Origin of the sequence: Tenacibaculum sp. SZ-18 (genome assembly GCF_002813915.1) — a bacterium.
Taxonomy (GTDB): domain Bacteria; phylum Bacteroidota; class Bacteroidia; order Flavobacteriales; family Flavobacteriaceae; genus Polaribacter.
Genome location: NZ_CP019335.1, coordinates 2,318,818 through 2,339,716 on the forward strand (window position 1 = coordinate 2,318,818; position 20,899 = coordinate 2,339,716).

Genomic DNA, 20,899 nt, shown 5'->3' on the forward strand with positions numbered 1-20,899 from the left:
TTCTTCGAAACTATCAACTAATAATCATAGTTTTTAGTTACTAATTTTTAATTGTTGATTCAGAATAGCTTCCCACGAGTTTTTTATCAACATTGAATATTTATTAATAATTTCATCCTTCTGATGCTCAGATAAATCTTGCCCAGCATTATACTTTGTAATTAACTTTTGATAGTTTTTAAGCATTAAATCAATAGCATCAAAATCCTTTTTATCAATAAATGGCATTAGTTTATATAATTCAATGCGACAATAATATAGTTCATTGTTTCTTATCGTATTATTATAATAGAGATCGAATATCAATGTTTTGCCTAATCTATCAACGAAGCCTTTATAACTCGGATAAATTATATTTGAGTTGAGTTCTATTGTTTTAATCTCAGATTTTGTTTCGGCAAATTGAAGTTCATAAGTACTCTTTTTTAAGACCATAAATAGAAATAAGGCAAAAATTAACATCAAAAAAATTGATGGAATAAATGAAGGTTTGAGTTTTCTTCTCCGTTCTTTCTCCACAAAATATTCAGAAATATGATTTATTCCCCATTTGATTATTGAATCGTTAATACTATTACTACCACTTGAATTTACAAATTGATTACCATAAACATCATTGGTTGATATTTTATCAAACTCATGAGGACTGCTTCCATTATTTAGCATTTTTCTTTTCCACTCTTCAAGAGTTATTGTAGTTACTTGATACGTAAATAATTCTGGGAAAAGTTGTACTAAATCTTGTAAAACTTCAATATTTATTGTTTCACTTTTATCGATTATGCTTTGAAATGTTACTAAAGTTGATTTTTCATTACAACTAATCACCCATAATAAAGTTGTTAATCTTATATTCTGAATGGTTGTATTGTTCATTGATTAAGATAGGATAAATACTAAAGATTTATTGAAAATGTTGTTCTGTATAATAAATAAAACTAACATCATAAAATTGATTTTCTCATGAGCCAAAATCATGCCATAATTGAAAATAAACTCCCTAACTCAAACATATTGATAAAAGGTATTGGATAACAATTAGTTAATTATTAGTCTGTATTAAGGTTCAATTATGGTACAAACTGTTCTCTCATTTCCATTACAATTCCGTTTCTAATTTTCAAAATCATTATTGGCTTGGTTGAAAGATACTTTTGGAGTTCATTAATATTTACTATTTTGAAAACTCCATTACTTTTAAAATAATCCCAAATTTCAATTTTCACATTATCATCTAATTCAAGTGTTCTAAGTTTTGGATTCACATTAGACACGTAATAGTCGTTATTTACAAAATATAAAGTATCTCCTTTTTCACTAATATCATAGTCAGCATCACCATTTTCTTTAGCTTTTTCAATTGCCTTATCACCAATTAAAAAGTCAACATAATCTGCTACAACATATTTCTTTCCGTTTTCTATTACTATTTTATTTATCAAGCAATGTTTGGTAGCTAAAACTATATTTTCGGAATTTCCATCAGTTTTAGGTTGATTAATATTTGTGTTTGGAGAAGTCTGAATTCCTTTTTTCTCAGGTACATAAATGAGTGTATTTCCTCTAGGAGTATATATTAAACTCATAAAATCATCACTATATCCAAGTATTTTATATTCTAATGTGTCAGAATCATTTGATAGTATTAGAAACTCTGAATATTTGTACTCATTTCCTAACTCTTTTCTATCTTCTTTTCGTATAGTATAATCATACATATCAGAAGATTCGGTTTTCACTCCTTTATAAAACATTATCCATTTACCATTTTTAATTTCAATCCCAGAAAGAGAGTCTGCTGTACTTAACCAACGTCCGTTTTTAAATTTCGTTAATTTCACAGTTGGCTTTTCCTCTCGTTCAATTTCATTTTTATGAATATCATCTTGAACTCCTTTTCCAAACTCAAGCATTTCAATTCCCAAATAAGTAATTATGATTATTACAATTCCAATTATTACTATTAATATTCTTTTTTTCATATCTATTGTTTAATTTTTTTTGCTTGTAAAGCCACGTTTATATCTATTTTAAGTTTTGTAAACAGTTTGGTTACTTTTTCTGATTTATAAATTCTACCAACTTTTGTTTAATCAGCCTTGACTCTTCGTAGCTAATTATGAATTTATTTAAAGGAAATGAAAATTGATGATTTTGGTCAGTCACCTCAAGAATGGATTTAATCCCATTATAATGGATCGATTTAATTCTGATAAAATTACGTTCAGCATAAACTTTATTTTGTACTATCAGAGTTATTCTTTTTTCAATTAAAAGTAGAATGTCTAATTTTCTTCTTGTCAAAAAAAACATAGCGGAAAAAATAGAAATCCAATTACTTAAAATCACTTCCAAGAAAGATTGTTCTGACTCCTTTTCCAATAGTATAATTCCAGATTCTGTCTTCAGAATATTGTTGATTTCTTTTTTGGTCATTTTTGAATATCCGTAATTTTCCAATATTTTATGCTGTCTTATTTTCGATTTGTTTGTTATAAAATTAATTAAAAGAATTGACCTTTTGGTTTTTCAAAATTTAATCTAAACGAATAACCTTTATCCTTATAAACTATAACATTTCTTAATTTAATATTTTATGAAATTAAATAACTATATAAATTTATTTTCTGTTTTTTTCAGTACTCAAAACTGGTATACCACTTTCTATTGATTAACTTGATTACGTTTTCACCCATTAAAATAGCTGTCTGTTAAATATTTCGAATGAATTCGGAGGTAATCGAATTCGCCATAATTGGTGTTAAGCGTTGTTAGTATATCTCTATTTTTCTCCAATCCACCATTTTCTATTTTCGATTTCTTTAGCATTTTCACCTTTATCTCCATTACTAAAGTGAGCGTTTTTATAATTCTCCCAACCAAATTGATTATAATCAGGATTAGGTCCAAATTCTGCAACTCCAATGTCTAATTTTCCACTATCTGGAATTCTATAATCTCCCCAGTTGCACTTTTTAGATTTTCCGTTTTTATAGCTAATCCAAGTTCCTTGAAACATATTATTATAAAATCCGTCCGCACTAAACATTAAAGCATTGTATTGAATTAATCCATTCTTGTCTATATAAAAATTTGTTTCAAAAACTCCATTAAACACTCCACTACCTTTTTGATTAATGTTTTCAAAGAATTTATACTTTCCTTTGATTATTCCTTGATTCACCTCAGGAAATTCTAAGTCGGAAAAAATTTTCACATTTTCAATAATGATGTTTCCTTGAAATTCACAAATATTATTTTTCACTTTAGTTTTACCATAAACGAAGTACTTTGACGGAATATCCTGATTTTTAATTACAGAAATAATTTGTATTTGAAATCTTTGATAATTATTTCCAATATAACCTATAGGTTTTGCTCTTTTAATAATTTCTTCACTGACTCCATAATTAAATTCAGTTAATGTAAGAAGATTAGAAATATCCTTTTTTAATATTTCTTTTGTGTAATTTAAAGTGTCTTTCTGACCAAACATTTGAAGAGAACAGAGTATTATAATTCCGATTAATATTTTTTTCATAGATTCTAGTTCTTATTGAAGTCAAGGTATTCGTGTTTAATTTTTTTACGGAAAAATAATACACCTCTTTTTCCATTGTTGAGGGAAGATAATTAATCAAATTGAATTTATACTTCGGAAATTCAGCCGCAATTAATTACAGGTTTTGTAGGACATAGTTTTATTTCTTTTCTGTTTTTTTATACAGCCACTCCATTAAAAAACAAAAACTAGTAAGAACAATTGCAATTATTACACCTACAGTATTTGAAGTATATTGTTGAATAATTAATACTACTGTAGCAATTATACATAAAATAAAACCTATTAAAGATATTGTTTTATTGCTATTGATTTCTTTGGATAATCGATATCCAACTAGGTTAACCATGCCAAAAATGATTAAGAAACCAACACTTCCCGCTGTTGATATACTTTGTAAGTTAAGTATATTAACTAGAATTAAAGTTGCTGCTGCTGTGACCATTAAACCAATTGGCTGATTCCAAATTTTTGCTAAAAAATGATGTGGTAATTCATCATCTTCTGCAATCTCATAATTTACTTTACTGCCGCCATAAAGAGATGCATTAATTGCAGAAAAAGTTGAAATTAAAGCTGCAACGGTAATAATGGAAAATCCAACTTTTCCTAACATTGGTTCTGCGGCTTCTGCAAGAACATAATCTTCTGCTGCAGCTATTTTTGCGAACGGAAGTGACCCCACTGTTACTAGTGCTATAATAATATATAAGATTATTACAAAAATTACAGAATAGTAATAAGCTCGTGGAATATTCTTTTTAGGATTTTCGATATCGGGTGCTGCATTTGCGATAAGTTCAAAACCTTCATAAGCCACAAAAATAACCATACCACCAGCAAATAAATTTATTGGTTTTTCCCAATTTGTGATTGATAATTGAGCAATATTTGGATTCCCAATTAAACCATAAACACCAATGAAAATAAATGAGACTAAAATTACTAATTTAATAATTACAGCTAACGATTCTATTTTTCCAACGACAGTGATACTATAATAATTAATTGCTGTAGCTAACACAACAATAGAACTTGCATAAATATGTGAATCAATTGTTTTGTCTTGAGTTAGCTCAAATAAGTTTGGTGCATAAGACCCGAATGCAGAGGCGTACAATGATAGCATTATGATATAACTTATCCATAACAAATTATTAATTCCGCCACTAAATATTGTTTTACCAAAACCTTGGTTGATGAATTTAACAGTTCCACCTCTGTCAGGATATTTTAATGAAAGATTGACGTAACTGTAAGAAGTTATCAATGCTAAAATACCAGCAAATAAGAAGGCTAATGGCGTTCCTCCTTTCGCAAGAGATACAGCAAGACCTAGTACTGCGAAAATTCCACCACCAACCATTCCACCAATACCAATAGATATTGCTTCTTTTAAACCTATTTTTTTATCCATTTACAGTACCTTGGTAATGCTCAACTATTCTATTAATAAGTAGTAAGTCTTTTTGATTCAATCAAACACTAACCTTAGTGAGCTATTTTTATGTTTATTATTATCTTTAATAAAGATACAAATTGCAAGCGGAAAACAAATCAAAAGTTATGTTTATGAAATTTATCTCGTGCTACTTATAACAATTGTTATCAGGTGTTCTTATTCAGTTGTGCCACCTTTTGTTCTGATTAATTCATCTTTCATTCCTACATTTTTAAATCCAAACTTGTTTATAATTTTCTCATTCAAATTCCATTGCTATTTGTATATTCTATTTGTACTTTCAGGATTTTTCATGTTCTGATGAAATCTTGATTATCAATTTTATATTTTCAAAAAAGAATTCGAAATTCCATATCATTTCCGAAAAACTATTTTTTGTATTGTAATTTTCTGTTTGTTTTACATATATGAATTTCCGTAAAGTTTAAAATAAACTTCTTGACAAAAGATATCTTATTCGTAATACTCTATTTGGATTATTTTGTGTCAATTTTCCAATTCTCAAATACTACATTTTATAAAGAAAAGGTTTACAATCAGAATAATTTATCATCAGTTCTAAATTGACTTTTTCTTAAAAATAAACCACTTGATATAAGTCACTTCGCATAACTATAAAATTACTTACTAGGAGGCAAGGTTATTATAATAAAAAGGAGTTTTATAATTGTAGATGACATTTCCTGTAAGTTGCGTTTTAATGCAATTAGGTGTTGCACTAGCTATTTACATTCTTCCATTTTACTTTTACAGCAGAAATTTTGTCTAACTCTAATCTATTTGCCGTCAATTTTCGAAATCCATTTTTTAGATAAAAATTCAATGGTGAAATATATAATTCACCATTTTTCTTTTTGTTTTTATTATGATCAATTACCCAACCATTTAATTCATTTTCTTTCTGTTTTGCGAGTTCAAGAATTTTAGTTCCAAATCCTTTTCCGTGAAGCTTTGAGTCTAAAATAATTGCAAACCATTTTTCGTTATCTCGCTTAAAGTCAAAATACCAACCCTTAACTTTCCGTTCTTGATTAATTAAAAGTAGATGACTTTGTTCATTCAGTTCATTGAGGTATGCATCAAATTCTTTAATTGAATTAAAAGATAGCTTATCAGGATATTCGTTGTTCCATAAATCAAAAACCTCAAGCTTTTCAGGTTCCAATAGTGCTGTACGTTGGATGAATTCCATTTTAGAGATTATTTTAATTCCTATATTTTGGCTAAGATGCGTTTTAAAGCAGTTTAGATGGTGTTGTGCCTTCGTTATTTTCTATTTCATTCTCCAAATCTGTAACTAAACTATGATATTCTGATTTTAAACTCTTACCTTTTGCTATAACATTACCCATCTTGTTAAGAAGCAATATGTACATATTCTTAACTTCTTGTAGACTTCCATTTCGTTGAATTTGATTATTGAGAGTTTGATCAAACTCATCAATATTAATTTTTATTGACTTTTGCATGCTTTTTAAAATCCTTAATTCATCTTTTTTCAACTGTTCATTTTGATTCCAATTATTTACTTGGAGTGCAATTAAAATCCCAATAACGACAAGTATAATTTCACCGACTGCATATTTCAAATATTTTATAGTTTTTCCTTCCGAAAGCAAGTTTTGTCTAATATTTCTAAAAGGTTTTATCATTTTTTAGCATTTTGTAGTAATGAAGCACAAAATTGCTGTGTAAGATTAGTTGTGTTATTTAAGCCTTAAATTAGCAAATAAATCACAAATAAAAAGCCTGCGAATACTTTCCTAAGTAATCTAAAACTAGCAAATAGGTTTATATGGTGTTGCCAGTATTGTTTTTTATAAAATATGTTTTATCTAAATCATTGGCAATTTCGATTGCTTCTTTAACAACTTCTTTTGGATAATCATTAATTTCCAGTATTCTAATGGCATTTCTATTTTTTAATTTTCCTGTTTTCAGTTTATAATCAAAACCTACATTATTGTCATTTACTGTTTCGCTAAAATGGTATAGTTCAAATTCATCTGAAAGCATATCCGTTAGTTCTATGTCGTGAGTTGAAACCAATATTTTACTCTTTTCTTTTGTTAGAGCAGATAATACTGATTTTCCAGCGGAAATTCGTTCTACTGTATTGGTTCCTTTAAATAATTCATCTAAAAGGAATAAATTTTTATTTCCACTTAAACTCTCTTTAAGCATCTCCTTAATGGTTAAGACTTCTTCAAAATAGTAACTTTTATCGTTCATTAAGTCATCACTTATTCTTATAGCCGAAAACACCTTTAACAATGGAAAAGTCATTGATTTTGCAAAACAAGTATTAATTGTAAATCCTGTTATTACATTCAGTCCAATTGCGCGAATAAAAGATGTTTTTCCAGACATATTTGAGCCTGTTAGAAGTATGGATTTTTCACCAATATTTATATTGTTCGTTGTGCATTTAAAAATTAAAGGATGACTTATATCTTTAGCAATTATATTATCTCCATTTGTAATAATTGGTAAGCAGAATACTTCAAGTCCGCTTCTTAAAGATGCTATGGAAATTAGCATATCAATATGCCCAACAAACCTGAAAACGCTTTCTATTTCTTCTCTTTTCGAATTCAGCCTTTTTAAAATACCAAACAATAATAAAGGCTCAAGCAAAAACATTGTTTTAAAAATTTCAAATATAAACCAAGCTATGATTTCAAATTCTCCTTGAAGTTTGGCTTCTAGTGAGAAAAAAGACATCCTATTCTTAACTTCATTTATTAGCTTTATTGACTTTGTTAAGTCAGGATCCAATTTTTTAAATAATGGGTTGGTAAATAAATGTGATGCAACATTATTAAGTTTTAGAAGCTGAGGAATTGAACCTACATATTGAAATAAGTTATTTTTATTCCAATAATGAAGTACAAAATTCACGCAAAATACACCTAATAGAACTATGAAAAATATAGGGTTTAAAAAGCTCAAAATGAGTGATGCTAAACTAGCAAATGACAATAGTTTTAGTACTATAAACCAATTTGGTGGATTTAGATGTTCTTCTTGAAATAAAGAGCATATATAATATGCATCTTGATGTTTTAGCTTTTCAAGCTTTTTTTGAATTGAAATTCGTAATTCAGGATTTTCTGATAATTCAGTTATTATTTCTTCGTTCAACTTGGTTTGCTTTTCATTTACTTTTATTGTCCGAAGATTATTATAAAAGTATTGTTGACCAACTTTTGAATTAGTTCTGTCAAGAAACATAAATAAGTCATCAAAATCCAAGTCATTACATGTCTTGTCTGATAATACTTGATGTACTTTTGAATTGTCTTTTTTTCTGAAGTATTTTTCAATACTCTCAAAATCAAAACTACTATCTTTCAACCTTCCAAAAGATTCTTTTAACCTTTGATTTATCTCTTTATTTCTATTTAATTTTAGATTAGAAAAAGTTTGTTTAATTGGAAATATTATGTCTTTAATCATTAAACAATTAGTATATAACTTCTATTTAATGTTACAAAAATTTACAGTTTGTTATTTATCTCGTGAACTTTAACGAATTGTTTTTCTATTACTGGCAACATCTCGACTATGGTTAGTACGATCATTAAAAGTAGTAAGCTTTAGATTTAACAAGTAGCCATAATTAATTGTCTTCTTTGTTGATGCTATTTTACTTTTAAATTTTGTCTTTCAGTTAAAAAATCGAAAGTTAATTCAAACAAGCCCTTTCCTCCTACTTCTCCATTCCAAGCGCCATGTCCAGCTGGATCTCCATTTGGTTGTACAAGGGTTGCTAGTTTATTATAAATTCCTAAAGAGTTATAAATTTCTTGCAATTCAAGAGCTTCTTCATAAGGAGTGACAAGATCTTGTGCGGTACCATGCCCCATAAATAATTCAGGGTCACTATCGTCATATCTGTCGTACTTGTTTAATTTATAAACTGATTCAAATACATCTAGTTTTATATTTGAACCCCAGAAATAAACCATACTTTTAACTTCATAAAACTCATTTAAGTTAGTAGAAGAAAGTGTTGGATCGTCATTTACAGTAATTTCGTCTCTAAAATCTTCTTGATTTGAAATACCTAATGCGATTGTCGTTATCGCTCCAGCTGATGCTCCTCCAACTGTAATAAAATCTTTATTTATGTTGTATGTACTTGCGTTTGCCATAATCCAACGAAGTGCGGCTTTTGAATCCCTTTGGGCAATATACATAGCAGTAGCTTGCTGAACTTCGTCAGGACTCTGAGATCCTTGTAAAGCATTTTCTATCCATTCTCGAGGTGCAATTCCTTTATAATAGGTTAATAATTCTTCTTGAGTCATTCCTTTAATTATACCCAATTCTTCTACAGTTCTATAATCTATAGAAGCAAAAACCCATCCTCTAGAAGCGTAGTAATTCGCCATCTCTACAATTTCGGGCTTAGTTTTTGTTCCACCCTTAAATCCACCTCCATGAATAAACATAAAAAAAGGTCTGTTGCTAGTATTATTGTCGGGATAGTACAAATCTAATTTTAAAGGAATTGTAAAAGATGAATTGCTTGTATTATCATGGCTAAGTCCATTAGCATAAACAATATTATCTTCTTTTAAAACCGCATATGAGGGTTCAGATTTTACTTCAGGTATTCCATTATCATCTGAAATTAGTTCATTATTACTACAAGCAGTAAATAATACAGTAGATAATATTGATATCATGAAAATTTTAAAACCCGTTACTTTACTCATTTCTAACTTAATTAATTAGTTTTCTATTTAGACTTTACTTTTATATAAAGGTTTAATTATTAAAAATTTCTTCAGCAAAACCATCACTTTTTTTTAGCTACTATAATTTTCTAGAGGATCTAAGAAATACCAATTGCAGTGATTCAATTCTCCTTGATATACTCTGAAAAATATTCAAAAGAACTTTAAAATAAATTAAACGTTTTCGCCCCTTCCAATGACCGAATTCAACGGAAGTACTAAGAAAAGTAACCTCGTAATAAGCTTTAAAAAAAATCAGAGAAAGAATTACAGACTTTCAAGTATCTATTAATTTGATCCATCTAAGGCGCATACATTCATTACTAATAATAGGTTTATGATAATTACAAATAAGTATTCAATAATTAAAAAACTTTCTGAATTAAATATAAAAAGTAATCATAAAAAGACCTCAATAAATTCTAAAGGAATTAAAAAATAAATCATTAAAAATAAAAAAGCACCAATTTCTTAGTGCTTTTTGATCTATTTAAAATCGCTGTAGGTTTTAACGAGTCGTATAAACTCACTTCTATAACCATACTCGTCTTGGCCTTTACCTTTTGCGGCAAGTTTAATTACATCCTCCAAATTCGCATCGTTCATAAATTGAGATTTCCTTAAGTACATTCCGAATAATGCAACAGACGAAGCAAAATTCATGTCAGAAGTTGGCTTTACTGTTTTATCTTTTACTACTCTTTCCATCTCAATACTTTTTTTACCATCAGGTTTTTTATACCTAAACTTTACAGTAAGTAATTCGTCTTGATAAGAATTGTCCTTATTATTCGTATACTTTAAATCATGAATTTTATTTAAATACTTACTATCTACACCAACGGGAATTACTTCATATAAAGCTGTTACAGAGTGACCACTTCCTAACTCACCAGCATCTTTGGTATCATCAATAAAATCTTCATCATTCAACAATCTGTTTTCATACCCAATTAATCGATAGGCTTTTGCCTTATTCGGATTAAACTCAACTTGAATTTTAACATCCTTTGCAATAGTATATAAAGTTCCACCGAACTCTTTTCCAAAAACTTTTTGAGCTTCTTGCATTGTGTCAATGTAGGCATGATTTCCATTTCCTTTATCTGCTAAAATTTCAAGCTTATCATCCTTGTAATTTCCGTAAGCAAAACCTAAAACAGACAAGAAAACTCCTGATTTTCTCTTTTGCTCAATCAATTCTTCCATAGCTTTATTCGAACTTCTTCCTACATTAAAATCTCCATCTGTAGCCAAAATAACTCTATTATTACCTCTCTTTTTAAAGTTCTTTTCTGCTAATTTGTACGCTAATTCAATTCCTTCTCCACCTGCTGTGGAACCTCCCGAATTTAAATTATTCAAGGCCGTGAAAATTTTTTCTTTATTTCTTCCCGAAGTTGGCTCTAATACAACACCTGCTGCCCCTGCATAAACAACAATTGAAACCCTATCTTCTTCTCTTAATTGATTCACTAATAACTTAAAAGCCTTCTTTAATAATGGTAATTTATTAGGTTCTCCCATTGATCCAGAAACATCGATTAGAAAAGTAAGGTTTGATGGAGGTAAATCTTTATTCTCATATGTTTTTCCTTGTAATCCGATTTTTAAAAGTTTCGTTTCAGTATTCCATGGTGTTTTAATAAACTCTGTAGTTATAGAAAAAGGATGTTTCCCTTGAGGTTGTGGATAATTATAATCGAAATAATTAATCATTTCTTCAATTTTCACAGCATCTTCTTTTACGACCTCACCATTATTTATCATTCTTCTTATATTACTATAAGAAGCTTTATCTACATCTATTGAGAAAGTAGACAATGGAGAAGCAACCACATTTTTAAAAGGATTCTCGGTTATTTTAGCATAAGAGTCATTCTCTTCTATTTGAAAGTTTCCTTTTTTTGTAGTAATAATTACACACCCATTTTTTCCTTTGGGTCCATAAAGTTCAATTGCATTATTACCCTTCAAAACTTCTACAGCCTTTATCTCTTTCGGATCTAACTTATTTAATATTACCTGAGAATTAGCTTTCACAGGAATACCATCAACGATAAATAAAGGAGACGTCTTTTTGTCTCTAATTTGTTTTTGATCCGAATCATAACTCATAGTATTACCCATAGCCATTTGACTAGCAATACTTGCATAAACTTTATTTTTACGAGATCTTAAATTTGAAGCTGTTGAAATTACTACTTCATCTAAAGTTGCATCGCTTTCCTCTAAAAGAACGTTAATTACGGTTCTTTTACCTACTTTTTCTTGCTTTGTTTTCATACCAATTAAAGAAAAAATCAATACATCATTAGCTGAAGCCTTTATCGAATATTTTCCTTCCATATTTGTACTAGTTCCAATATTTGTTCCTTTTATGTATACACTTACTCCTGGAATTGGGAAATGTTTATCCGAAACTGTACCTGTAACTTTTTTTTGTTGTGCCTGAAGAATTGATAAACAACAAAGGAAAAAAAGTAATATTTCTCTTTTCATCATAGTATTTACATTTTAGTTTCCATAAAACTACAAAAATTACCCTATCAACTTACTTTTGAATTAGTAAACAAGCCTTTTATCCGAGTTAACGCATAACTCTAGTGAGTTTAAATACCATAATTTAAAATTGAATTGTTCTTTTAGAAATTTAGAAAAAGGAGTTTAATTAAAGTCCATCAATCATGAATATTAAGAACTCAAGACCCAAAAACCGAAAATCGAAAGAGTTATTGATTCTGACTACAAACGATTTAAATAGGAAATTTCATATTCGGCAAATATCTTCGGAATTGATACTACTTTGTAAAAGATTACTCTCTTCCTTTGAACAAAAAAAGCTTTTAAAATACAATTATCGTAAAATTGTTTTGGAATGCTAAGAAATAGATAGTAATTACAAATGAACTATAATAATATAAACAGAAATGTAAAAACTTCTAACTATATGAAAGAAGTTTATGGAATTTTATTAACAAAATATCGAACTAGATTTGAAACAAAATAATTTTTTGATGAAGATAGATAATTACTTCTTCGAAGTATTCAATACTAAATCCATGGTTTTTCTACGTTGGACTTTTTTTGTTTCAGTTTCTATGAAACTTTTCACAAAATATATCTCTTTCGGAACTTCATATTTTTTGATTTCGGGAAATTCATTGATTCTCTTAATAACTTCTTCTGAGTTAATTTCAGTCGCATTATTTTCAATAACTAAAACTAACTTCTCTCCTAACCTTTCATCTTTAATACCAACAGTAAAAAATCTGTTTTGAATTAGTTTAGAAAGCTTATGCTCTATTTTTTCAGGGTGGAGTTTAATTCCGCCTGAATTTATGACATTATCATACCTTCCAAGCCATTCAAATTCATTTTCAGAAACTAATTGAACAACATCATTCGTCAGAACAATTTCATTTGCAACCAAAGGAGCATTAATCATTAAACAATTTCTTTGATCGATATATATTTTTACATTTGGTAGAACTTTATAAAATGAAGGCCTTTCCTTTAATTGATTTAACTTTTTTACAGCAATATGAGTAATTGTTTCCGTCATTCCATAGGTCGCAAAAATCTCGGTTTTAACTTTTAAAATCTTGCTTTTTAAACTTTCTGAAACTACTCCTCCACCAACTATCAATTTATCAATTCTTTCTATTTGGTCTAAAGATTTTTCTAATTGTAGCGGAACCATTGCTGAAAAGTGATAATTCTTATCCGTAAGTGATAGTGGATTCGAAACTGCATTAAATATATCTAAATCCCAGCCTAAAACCATAGCTCTTACTAACATCATTTTACCCGCAATATAATCTACAGACATACAAAGTAAAGCTGTCGTGTTTTCCTTAATTTCAAAAAACGCTCCTGTAGCTAAAGCAGAATTTATCATCTGCTCTTTTAGTAATTTAATTGGTTTTGGTTTTCCCGTAGAACCTGATGTTTGTACTATCAAATAATCTTCATCATTGAACCAATTCACAAAAAAGTCATGGGTAGAAGAAAATGACGTTTTAACATACTCAATTAAATCGGCCTTGGAATTGAATCTAATTCCGTTTAATTTAAAACTTGAATGAATCTGACTAAAATCCATATAAAAAATTTAAGCTAAACCTTCAATTTGATTTTCTTGATTATTTACAGGTTTTTCAATGCTACCTGTAAGCTTTTCTTTCCAATTACTCCAATTATACTTTTTAGCGAAAAACAATAATAATAGTGGATAAAAAACAACTACAGGAATAATAATATCGAAATAGACATCTGGTTCAGAAAGATCTTTAAATATAGAATTTGTTTGAAAAGCAGTCCAATCTGCAGTTATCAAAAGAGCTCCAATAAGATTATTTGCGGCGTGAAAGCCTAAAGCAAGTTCAAGTCCTTCATCTAATAATGTTATCATTCCTAAGAAGAAACCTGTTCCTATATAATAAATCATAACGATATTCCCTAATTTACCAACTTCTGGATTCGCAATATGCAGTAATCCAAAAATTACTGAAGTAATAATTAACGGTATTAATCTACTTTTAAATTTCGCACCGATACCTTGTAGTAAGTAGCCTCTGAATAAATACTCTTCAAAACTTGTCTGTAAAGGAATCATTAGGATTCCAATTACTAACAATCCCAAGAATTTATTAGGTTCAAAATTCCATTGTAATGATGCCGGATCGGTATAATAACCATAAATAACAAATACAACTGTCATAAAACCCCAAACAGAAAAAGCAAAAAATACTCGTTTCCAATCTATCTTTTTCCTTGAGGTCGTTAATGAAGTTATCGACTGACGATGTACATATTTTACCCATAACAAAAGCGCCGCTAGGAACACAACGAAAGTAGCTAATGATTCAATAAGTACTCTGTTCTCTCCTTTTTCTGCTATGTCATTACGAATGATTTCAGCTTGATCAATATCAAACATATCAATGGTGATCATATTTAAAATTACGATCCCAATAAATATTACTGGAATTATCAAATATTTCCAAAATCCTATATCACCTTTGTATGCTTGTTGTATGTAATTCATGCTGTATTAACTTAAATTAAAGTTCCATTTATCTTGAGAACTGTATTGCAAACTTCCTTGATTAACAAAAAGAGGGCTATCAAAATTATTTGTAAATAAACCTCCAGTTCCCAAACCCTGTGGCATATGATTCTTTAAAGTATATGTCCATTGAGCTATTGCATTCAAACCAATGTTACTTTCGAGTGCTGAAGTTATCCACCATCCGATATTATTACTTTCAGAGATATCTATCCATTCTTTACTTCCAACGAAACCACCAACCAAACTAGGTTTCAAAATAATGTATTGTGGTTTAATATACTCTAGTAATTCCTTTTTATCCTTGTTCAAAAACACACCTATTAATTCTTCGTCTAAAGCAATAGGTAACGGTGTTTCCTTACAAAGTTTTGCCATCGCTTCGTATTGACCTTGCTTTATCGGTTGCTCAATTGAATGTAATTTAAATTGGGATAATTTTTCTAATTTCTGAAGTGCTTCCATTGGAGAAAAAGCCCCATTTGCATCGACTCTTAATTCAATTTCTTTCTCTGAAAACTGTTCACGAATATAATTTAATAATCGTAATTCTTCATCAAAGTCAATAGCTCCTATTTTCATTTTAATACATGAAAACCCTTGTTCTAATTTTTCTTGAATTTGGTCTTTCATGAATTTTTTATCTCCCATCCATACTAAGCCATTAATTGAAATTGGAGATTCATAAGCAACAAAATCTGAAGGAAATAAATGGAATTTATTCGAACTGTTTAGAGATAAAAAAGCTTGTTCTAATCCAAATTGAATTGATGGAAATTCGATGGTTGATTTTAAAAGTTCTTGTAAACCTAAATTAATATGATCACAAACCCATTGCAATTTCTCCTCATAATCGGGTCTATCATCAATACTTAAACCACGAAATAAGCCGCATTCTCCAATTCCTTCTTTTCCATCTTTACTTAAAATTAAAAAAAAAGTCTCTTTAGTTCTTAAGACACCTCTTGAAGTTCCACTAGGAGTTTTGAACTCTAAAATATACTTGTAAAATTCAGCTTGAATCAAATCTCTATTTTTTCTCGATAAACGACTTAAAATTATTTAAATATTCTTGGTCTTGTTTCTTGAAAACAGCTTTAAAGTAAGGAAATAAACAACTTAATAAATATGAATTTCCTCTACAAATGGAACTGTTACTAATGGTTGTTACTCCATTTTCAAATGTAAAAGTATAATCATCTGTTTTCAACATCGTATCCGCCATAAAAAACAACGTTACTTTTTCATTAGGTACATAAGCCATAATCTTTTCCTGTAAGGTTATTTCCTCTCCATTTTTATTTTCAACTACCATTTTATAGGTACTTCCGGTCTTTTCAGGTTTTACGTCAATTGGATCAATCGATTTTAAATCAGTAATCCAATTATTAATTTGTGAACTATCATTGAACAAAGTAAAAACTTCATCGATTGGCTTATTCACTTTCACCTCAGTTATGTAAGCTGTTTCTTTAAAAATTAATCCTGTTGATAAGAATATAATTGCAATTGTAATTATGATTCCTAAAATAATTTTTATTCTCCTCATTTTTATAATTCAATAGATTCACCAATTTCGACAATAATAAGCTCCTTACCTGCTCTTTCAAATTTCTTCTTTGCATCCTCCACATTAATTTCAATTGGAGGAAAAGTATTAAAATGACATCCAATGACTTTATCACAAGCCACCAAATCAGTAGTTATAATGGCATCATCAACTCCCATCGTAAAATTGTCTCCAATCGGTAAAATAGAAGCAGTTAATTGAGTTGTCATTGGAATTAACTTCATATCCATTGTAACTGCCGTATCTCCTGCAACGTATAATGATTTTTCTTCAGAAGTAATGACAAAACCTCCTGGCTGACCTCCATAGCTCCCATCCGGAAAAGATGATGTGTGTACTGCATTTACATATTTCGCTGAGAACGAATCTGTTTTAAAAGTACCTCCATGATTTAAAGGATGTGCTTTTAAATCTTTAGCTGTGTAGTACATGTATATTTCATAATTCGAAACAATTGTTGCTCCTGTATTTTTTGCAATAGCTTCGACATCAAGAATATGATCTTGATGCGCATGGGTTACTAAAATATAATCAGCTTTAATTTGATCAATATCTACATGTGAGGCTGCCGGATTTCCTGTAATAAAAGGATCAATTAAAATATGTGTATTATTAAGTTCAATACCAAAACAGGCATGACCATAAAATGTTATTTTCATAAGTAGAATTAATGTTGTTTGAAGTTATTAGTAAATTTACAAAACGTTTCCTAGCCCAAAAAGAATCGCAAATAAAAAAGTACTTAATGCTACTTTTTTAAGCTCTCCATCTAATAGGGATTCTTCTTTATTATTATGAACGAAAAGTAAATGTTTTATTAATGGTATATACGCTATCAAAAATAAAAATTGAAATGGAGTTCGATAGTGAATTCCAACGTACAGAAATGCAAACAAGAATGACGATCCTATTAAGTAATAGTGATAATACTTTGCAAATTCACTTCCTATTTTAACGACTAATGTATTTTTTCCAACCTTGGCATCATTCACTCTATCTCTCATATTATTTAAGTTAAGAACAGCTGTACTCAAAGCTCCGATGGTAAATGCTGGCAAAAAAATTGTAAAAGAAAGAGTTTTAGTGTACAAGAAATACGTTCCTACCACTGCAAGCAAACCAAAGAACAAGAAAACAAATAAATCGCCGAAACCACTATAACCATATGCAGAATTTCCCACTGTATATTTAATTGCAGCAACAATTGAGGCAATCCCTAAACCGAAAAACAATAATGAGAAACCAAAGTTATCTTTTCCAAAAGCTACATAAATTAAACCAATTGCAACTACCAAGGTAAAAATTGCAGTCATTATCATTGCTTTTTTCATTTGTTTTGGAGTTATCACACCAGAAGCTACCATCCTTGCTTCTCCTTCTCTGTTTTTATCTGTTCCTTTAACACCATCACCATAGTCATTAGCAAAATTGGACAACACTTGAAAACCTATTGTAGTTAAGATTGCCAACCAAAAGATTGAAGATTGATATGACGGAACCCTTGCAATACAAATGGTCGTATCTCTCATTTTCTCATATATTGGCAAAAAACTATCAAAAGAACCTAAATAAGCTCCAACAATAATTCCTGAAACAGAAAGCGGCAAGGTTCTTAACCTAGCCGCTTTAATATAGTTTTTAAACATGTAAATTTTATAAAAATTCTAATCGTGTGATTTTCTTTCTCACGATATACTCTTTTAATTTTGGTGAAAAATACTCAAGATTAGTGTATGATACACCGACCTTAGTTCCTGTTACATCGTTTCCTAGATTTATCAAACGATCTGAGCCTTCAAAATTTGTTAACCAAACGAATTTCTGAGTCTTTCCGTCTGTATCTTTTATTTCCACAACATATAGATCTTGTCCACTTACTTTTTTCAAGGTACCTTCTAAATAAGATTCAACAACTTCATTTTCATCTTCGTAGACTTCATCTCCTGCGATAGCCATTAATATATCAGGACAAAACTTAATCATACTAACACCTACTTTAGCACCCATTTTCTCTCCTTCTGCTCTTCCTTTCGTTAAATCATAATTGATTCCTTCTTTGGCTAATTCATCTTTGTACTTTAAATAAGTTTGCACCATTTGCACTCCTAATTTAGCGGTCAAATCAGAAGTAGACATATCTTTAAATTCCTTTTCATTCTTATTGAAATATTCACAAATTTCCATTGCCATTTTATCCAAAGCTGAATCTTGTGCAACAATCTTTCCAAATGACAATAATGCAATTAATAGGATTGAAATTTTCTTTGACATATTTGTTTTTATTATAAATTATTAGCTTCTGCAATTAACTCTGCAATATCTTTTACGACGATCTGATCTTCCTTCAAATTAAATTTAACACCGTCTGTCATCATTGTATTACAATAAGGACAACCTGTTGCAATAATTTCAGGATTCGTTTCTAAGGCATCCTTTGTTCGTAAGATATTAATGTCCATATCTCCCTTTTCGGGTTCTTTGAACATTTGCGCACCTCCTGCACCACAGCACAAAGCTGTAGATTTATGACGCTTCATTTCAGTTGATTTAACCCCTAAACGACGAATTAAATCTCGTGGAGTTTCATAAATATCGTTTGCACGTCCTAAGTAACAAGGATCGTGATAGGTAAGACGTTTACCTTTTAAGTTTTCACCTTCAATACTAAATCTTCCATCAGCAATTAATTTATTGATATATTGCGTATGATGATAAACCTTATATTTCCCGCCTAAACTAGGATATTCGTTTTTTAATGTATTAAAAGAATGTGGATCGCAAGTTACAATTGTTTTTACTTCATAGGCATTCAAAATTTCAATATTTGTCATTGCTTGCATTTGAAATAAAAACTCGTTACCAGCTCTTTTAGCAGCATCACCGGTAGAACTTTCTTCAGTTCCTAAAACCGCAAAATCAACATTTGCTTGCTGTAAAATCTTCACAAAAGATTTTGTTATTTTTTTCGCTCTATCGTCGTAACTTCCAGCAGCTCCCACCCAAAACAACACCTCTGGTTGTTTTCCTTGAGCCATCATATCTGCCATTGTTGGTACGTTCATAATCTTTTATCGTTTAAGTTGACTTTTCTATTTAAATAAAAATTAGTGATTGAAATTAACTTAGAAATTACTATTCGTCTTTCCAGTTTAATCTATCCATTTGACTATACTGCCATGGCGCTCCATTGTTTTCTATATTTGTCATCATCATATTCAACTCTTGCGGCGCAGCAGACTCTTCCATTACTAAATACCTTCTCATATCCATAATAATAGATAATGGATCGATATTTACAGGACATTCTTGAACACAAGCGTTACAACTAGTACAAGCCCAAAGCTCCTCTCTCGTAATGTAATCATCTAATAATTGTTTACCATCAGGATTAAACTGACCTTCGTTGGCATCGATATTTTTTCCTACTTCCTCTAAACGATCACGAGTATCCATCATAATCTTACGAGGAGATAACTTTTTCCCTGTTAAATTTGCTGGACAAGATGATGTACAACGTCCACATTCAGTACAGGTGTAAGCATTCATTAACTGAACCCAATTCAAATCTGTAACATCAGAAGCTCCGAACTTTTCTGGAACCTCATCTTCAGCACCTTCTTCGGGCATGGCGTATGGATCTGCATCTGGATCCATCATCATTTTGACCTCATTCGTAACTGACTCTAAATTATTAAACTGTCCTTTAGCATCTAAATTCGCAAAGAATGTATTTGGGAATGCTAATAAAATGTGTAAATGCTTAGAATAATATAAATAGTTAAGGAAAATCAAAATCCCAACAATATGTAACCACCAAGCTGATTTTTCAATGGTATGAAGTGCATTATCTGAAACCCCTTCAAACCAAGGTGCAATAAATTGAGAAATAACATTACCTGCACCGGCTTCTTGAAATGGTGTATCAGTAGCATTCATTACTAAAAATAATGTCATTAAAACAATTTCGAAATATAAAATAATATTTCCATCGTTTTTAGGCCATCCTTCCATTTCCGCACTCATAAAACGTTTAATTCTTTCAATATTTCTTCTAAACCAGAAAATAATTACAGCCACAAGAACTAATAATGCTAAGATTTCAAAAGAACCAATTAAGAATCCATATAAACCGTTTCCTATTAAAGGTTGAAATACACGATGTGTTCCGAATAACCCATCAATAACTATTTCAAGTAATTCGATATTAATTAATATGAAACCAACATAAACTACAATATGTAAAACTCCAGAAACAGGACGGCGTACCATTTTGTATTGCCCTAATGCAATTTTTGCCATATTCTTCCAACGCTCAGGTTTTCGATCAGTTCGATCAATATCCTTCCCTAATTTAATGTTGCGAATCAGTTTTCGAACATTCATCACAAAATACCCTATACCTGCAATTAAAATAAATGCAAAAAAGATGTTTGGTATGATTTTTTCCATGTAAAAAATTGATTATAAAAATTTAAATAATTAAAACTAC

General features: G+C 29.7%; 19 protein-coding genes. All 19 read right to left on the minus strand.

Features of this window, described 5'->3' with window-relative positions; genetic code table 11:
* Positions 1–33 precede the first annotated feature (33 nt).
* The 19 genes from BTO06_RS10270 to BTO06_RS10360 all read right to left on the minus strand — a co-directional run bounded on the left by BTO06_RS10270 (position 34) and on the right by BTO06_RS10360 (position 20,859).
* Positions 34–876, minus strand: a complete 843-nt coding sequence (locus tag BTO06_RS10270) for a hypothetical protein (protein ID WP_100925221.1) — start codon at positions 874–876, stop codon at positions 34–36.
* Positions 877–1,070: 194 nt separating this feature from the next.
* Positions 1,071–1,982, minus strand: a complete 912-nt coding sequence (locus BTO06_RS10275) for a hypothetical protein (RefSeq protein WP_100925222.1) — start codon at positions 1,980–1,982, stop codon at positions 1,071–1,073.
* Between the two features lie 70 nt (positions 1,983–2,052).
* Positions 2,053–2,436 (minus strand): hypothetical protein, encoded by a 384-nt coding sequence (locus tag BTO06_RS10280; RefSeq protein ID WP_157811806.1) that lies wholly within the window; start codon positions 2,434–2,436, stop codon positions 2,053–2,055.
* Positions 2,437–2,782: 346 nt separating this feature from the next.
* A complete protein-coding gene (locus BTO06_RS10285) occupies positions 2,783–3,541 on the minus strand; it encodes a hypothetical protein (protein WP_157811807.1) in 759 nt (252 codons plus the stop codon).
* A gap of 160 nt (positions 3,542–3,701) precedes the next feature.
* Positions 3,702–4,979, minus strand: a complete 1,278-nt coding sequence (locus BTO06_RS10290) for an APC family permease (protein ID WP_100925225.1) — start codon at positions 4,977–4,979, stop codon at positions 3,702–3,704.
* 763 nt (positions 4,980–5,742) lie between these two features.
* Positions 5,743–6,216, minus strand: a complete 474-nt coding sequence (locus BTO06_RS10295; RefSeq protein WP_100925226.1) for a GNAT family N-acetyltransferase — start codon at positions 6,214–6,216, stop codon at positions 5,743–5,745.
* A gap of 43 nt (positions 6,217–6,259) precedes the next feature.
* A complete protein-coding gene (locus BTO06_RS10300; protein ID WP_100925227.1) occupies positions 6,260–6,676 on the minus strand; it encodes a DUF6090 family protein in 417 nt (138 codons plus the stop codon).
* A gap of 139 nt (positions 6,677–6,815) precedes the next feature.
* Positions 6,816–8,483, minus strand: a complete 1,668-nt coding sequence (locus BTO06_RS10305; RefSeq protein ID WP_100925228.1) for a MutS-related protein — start codon at positions 8,481–8,483, stop codon at positions 6,816–6,818.
* A 185-nt stretch (positions 8,484–8,668) separates the two neighbouring features.
* Positions 8,669–9,748 (minus strand): hypothetical protein, encoded by a 1,080-nt coding sequence (locus BTO06_RS10310; RefSeq protein WP_232731443.1) that lies wholly within the window; start codon positions 9,746–9,748, stop codon positions 8,669–8,671.
* A 507-nt stretch (positions 9,749–10,255) separates the two neighbouring features.
* Complete coding sequence (locus BTO06_RS10315) at positions 10,256–12,274, minus strand: YfbK domain-containing protein (RefSeq protein WP_443081468.1); 2,019 nt, start codon at positions 12,272–12,274, stop codon at positions 10,256–10,258.
* A gap of 526 nt (positions 12,275–12,800) precedes the next feature.
* On the minus strand, positions 12,801–13,874 hold the full coding sequence (locus BTO06_RS10320; RefSeq protein ID WP_100925229.1) for an AMP-binding protein: 1,074 nt from the start codon (positions 13,872–13,874) through the stop codon (positions 12,801–12,803).
* Positions 13,875–13,883: 9 nt separating this feature from the next.
* Positions 13,884–14,819, minus strand: a complete 936-nt coding sequence (locus BTO06_RS10325; protein WP_100925230.1) for a CPBP family intramembrane glutamic endopeptidase — start codon at positions 14,817–14,819, stop codon at positions 13,884–13,886.
* Between the two features lie 6 nt (positions 14,820–14,825).
* Positions 14,826–15,866, minus strand: a complete 1,041-nt coding sequence (locus BTO06_RS10330; RefSeq protein ID WP_100925231.1) for an o-succinylbenzoate synthase — start codon at positions 15,864–15,866, stop codon at positions 14,826–14,828.
* A 4-nt stretch (positions 15,867–15,870) separates the two neighbouring features.
* The gene (locus BTO06_RS10335) at positions 15,871–16,389 is read right to left on the minus strand and encodes an SRPBCC family protein (RefSeq protein WP_100925232.1); all 519 of its coding nucleotides are present in this window, start codon (positions 16,387–16,389) and stop codon (positions 15,871–15,873) included.
* A gap of 2 nt (positions 16,390–16,391) precedes the next feature.
* Positions 16,392–17,069 carry a metal-dependent hydrolase gene (locus BTO06_RS10340; protein WP_100925233.1) on the minus strand — a complete coding sequence of 226 codons (678 nt, stop codon included), beginning with the start codon at positions 17,067–17,069 and terminating at the stop codon, positions 16,392–16,394.
* 36 nt (positions 17,070–17,105) lie between these two features.
* Entirely contained in the window at positions 17,106–18,056 is a 951-nt protein-coding gene (gene menA / locus BTO06_RS10345) for a 1,4-dihydroxy-2-naphthoate octaprenyltransferase (protein ID WP_100925234.1), read from the minus strand.
* Positions 18,057–18,063: 7 nt separating this feature from the next.
* Positions 18,064–18,681: a hypothetical protein gene (locus BTO06_RS10350; RefSeq protein WP_100925235.1), complete on the minus strand. Its 618-nt coding sequence runs from the start codon at positions 18,679–18,681 to the stop codon at positions 18,064–18,066.
* A gap of 11 nt (positions 18,682–18,692) precedes the next feature.
* The gene (locus BTO06_RS10355; protein ID WP_100925236.1) at positions 18,693–19,472 is read right to left on the minus strand and encodes a (Fe-S)-binding protein; all 780 of its coding nucleotides are present in this window, start codon (positions 19,470–19,472) and stop codon (positions 18,693–18,695) included.
* Positions 19,473–19,542: 70 nt separating this feature from the next.
* A complete protein-coding gene (locus BTO06_RS10360) occupies positions 19,543–20,859 on the minus strand; it encodes a (Fe-S)-binding protein (RefSeq protein WP_232731444.1) in 1,317 nt (438 codons plus the stop codon).
* Positions 20,860–20,899: the final 40 nt, after the last annotated feature.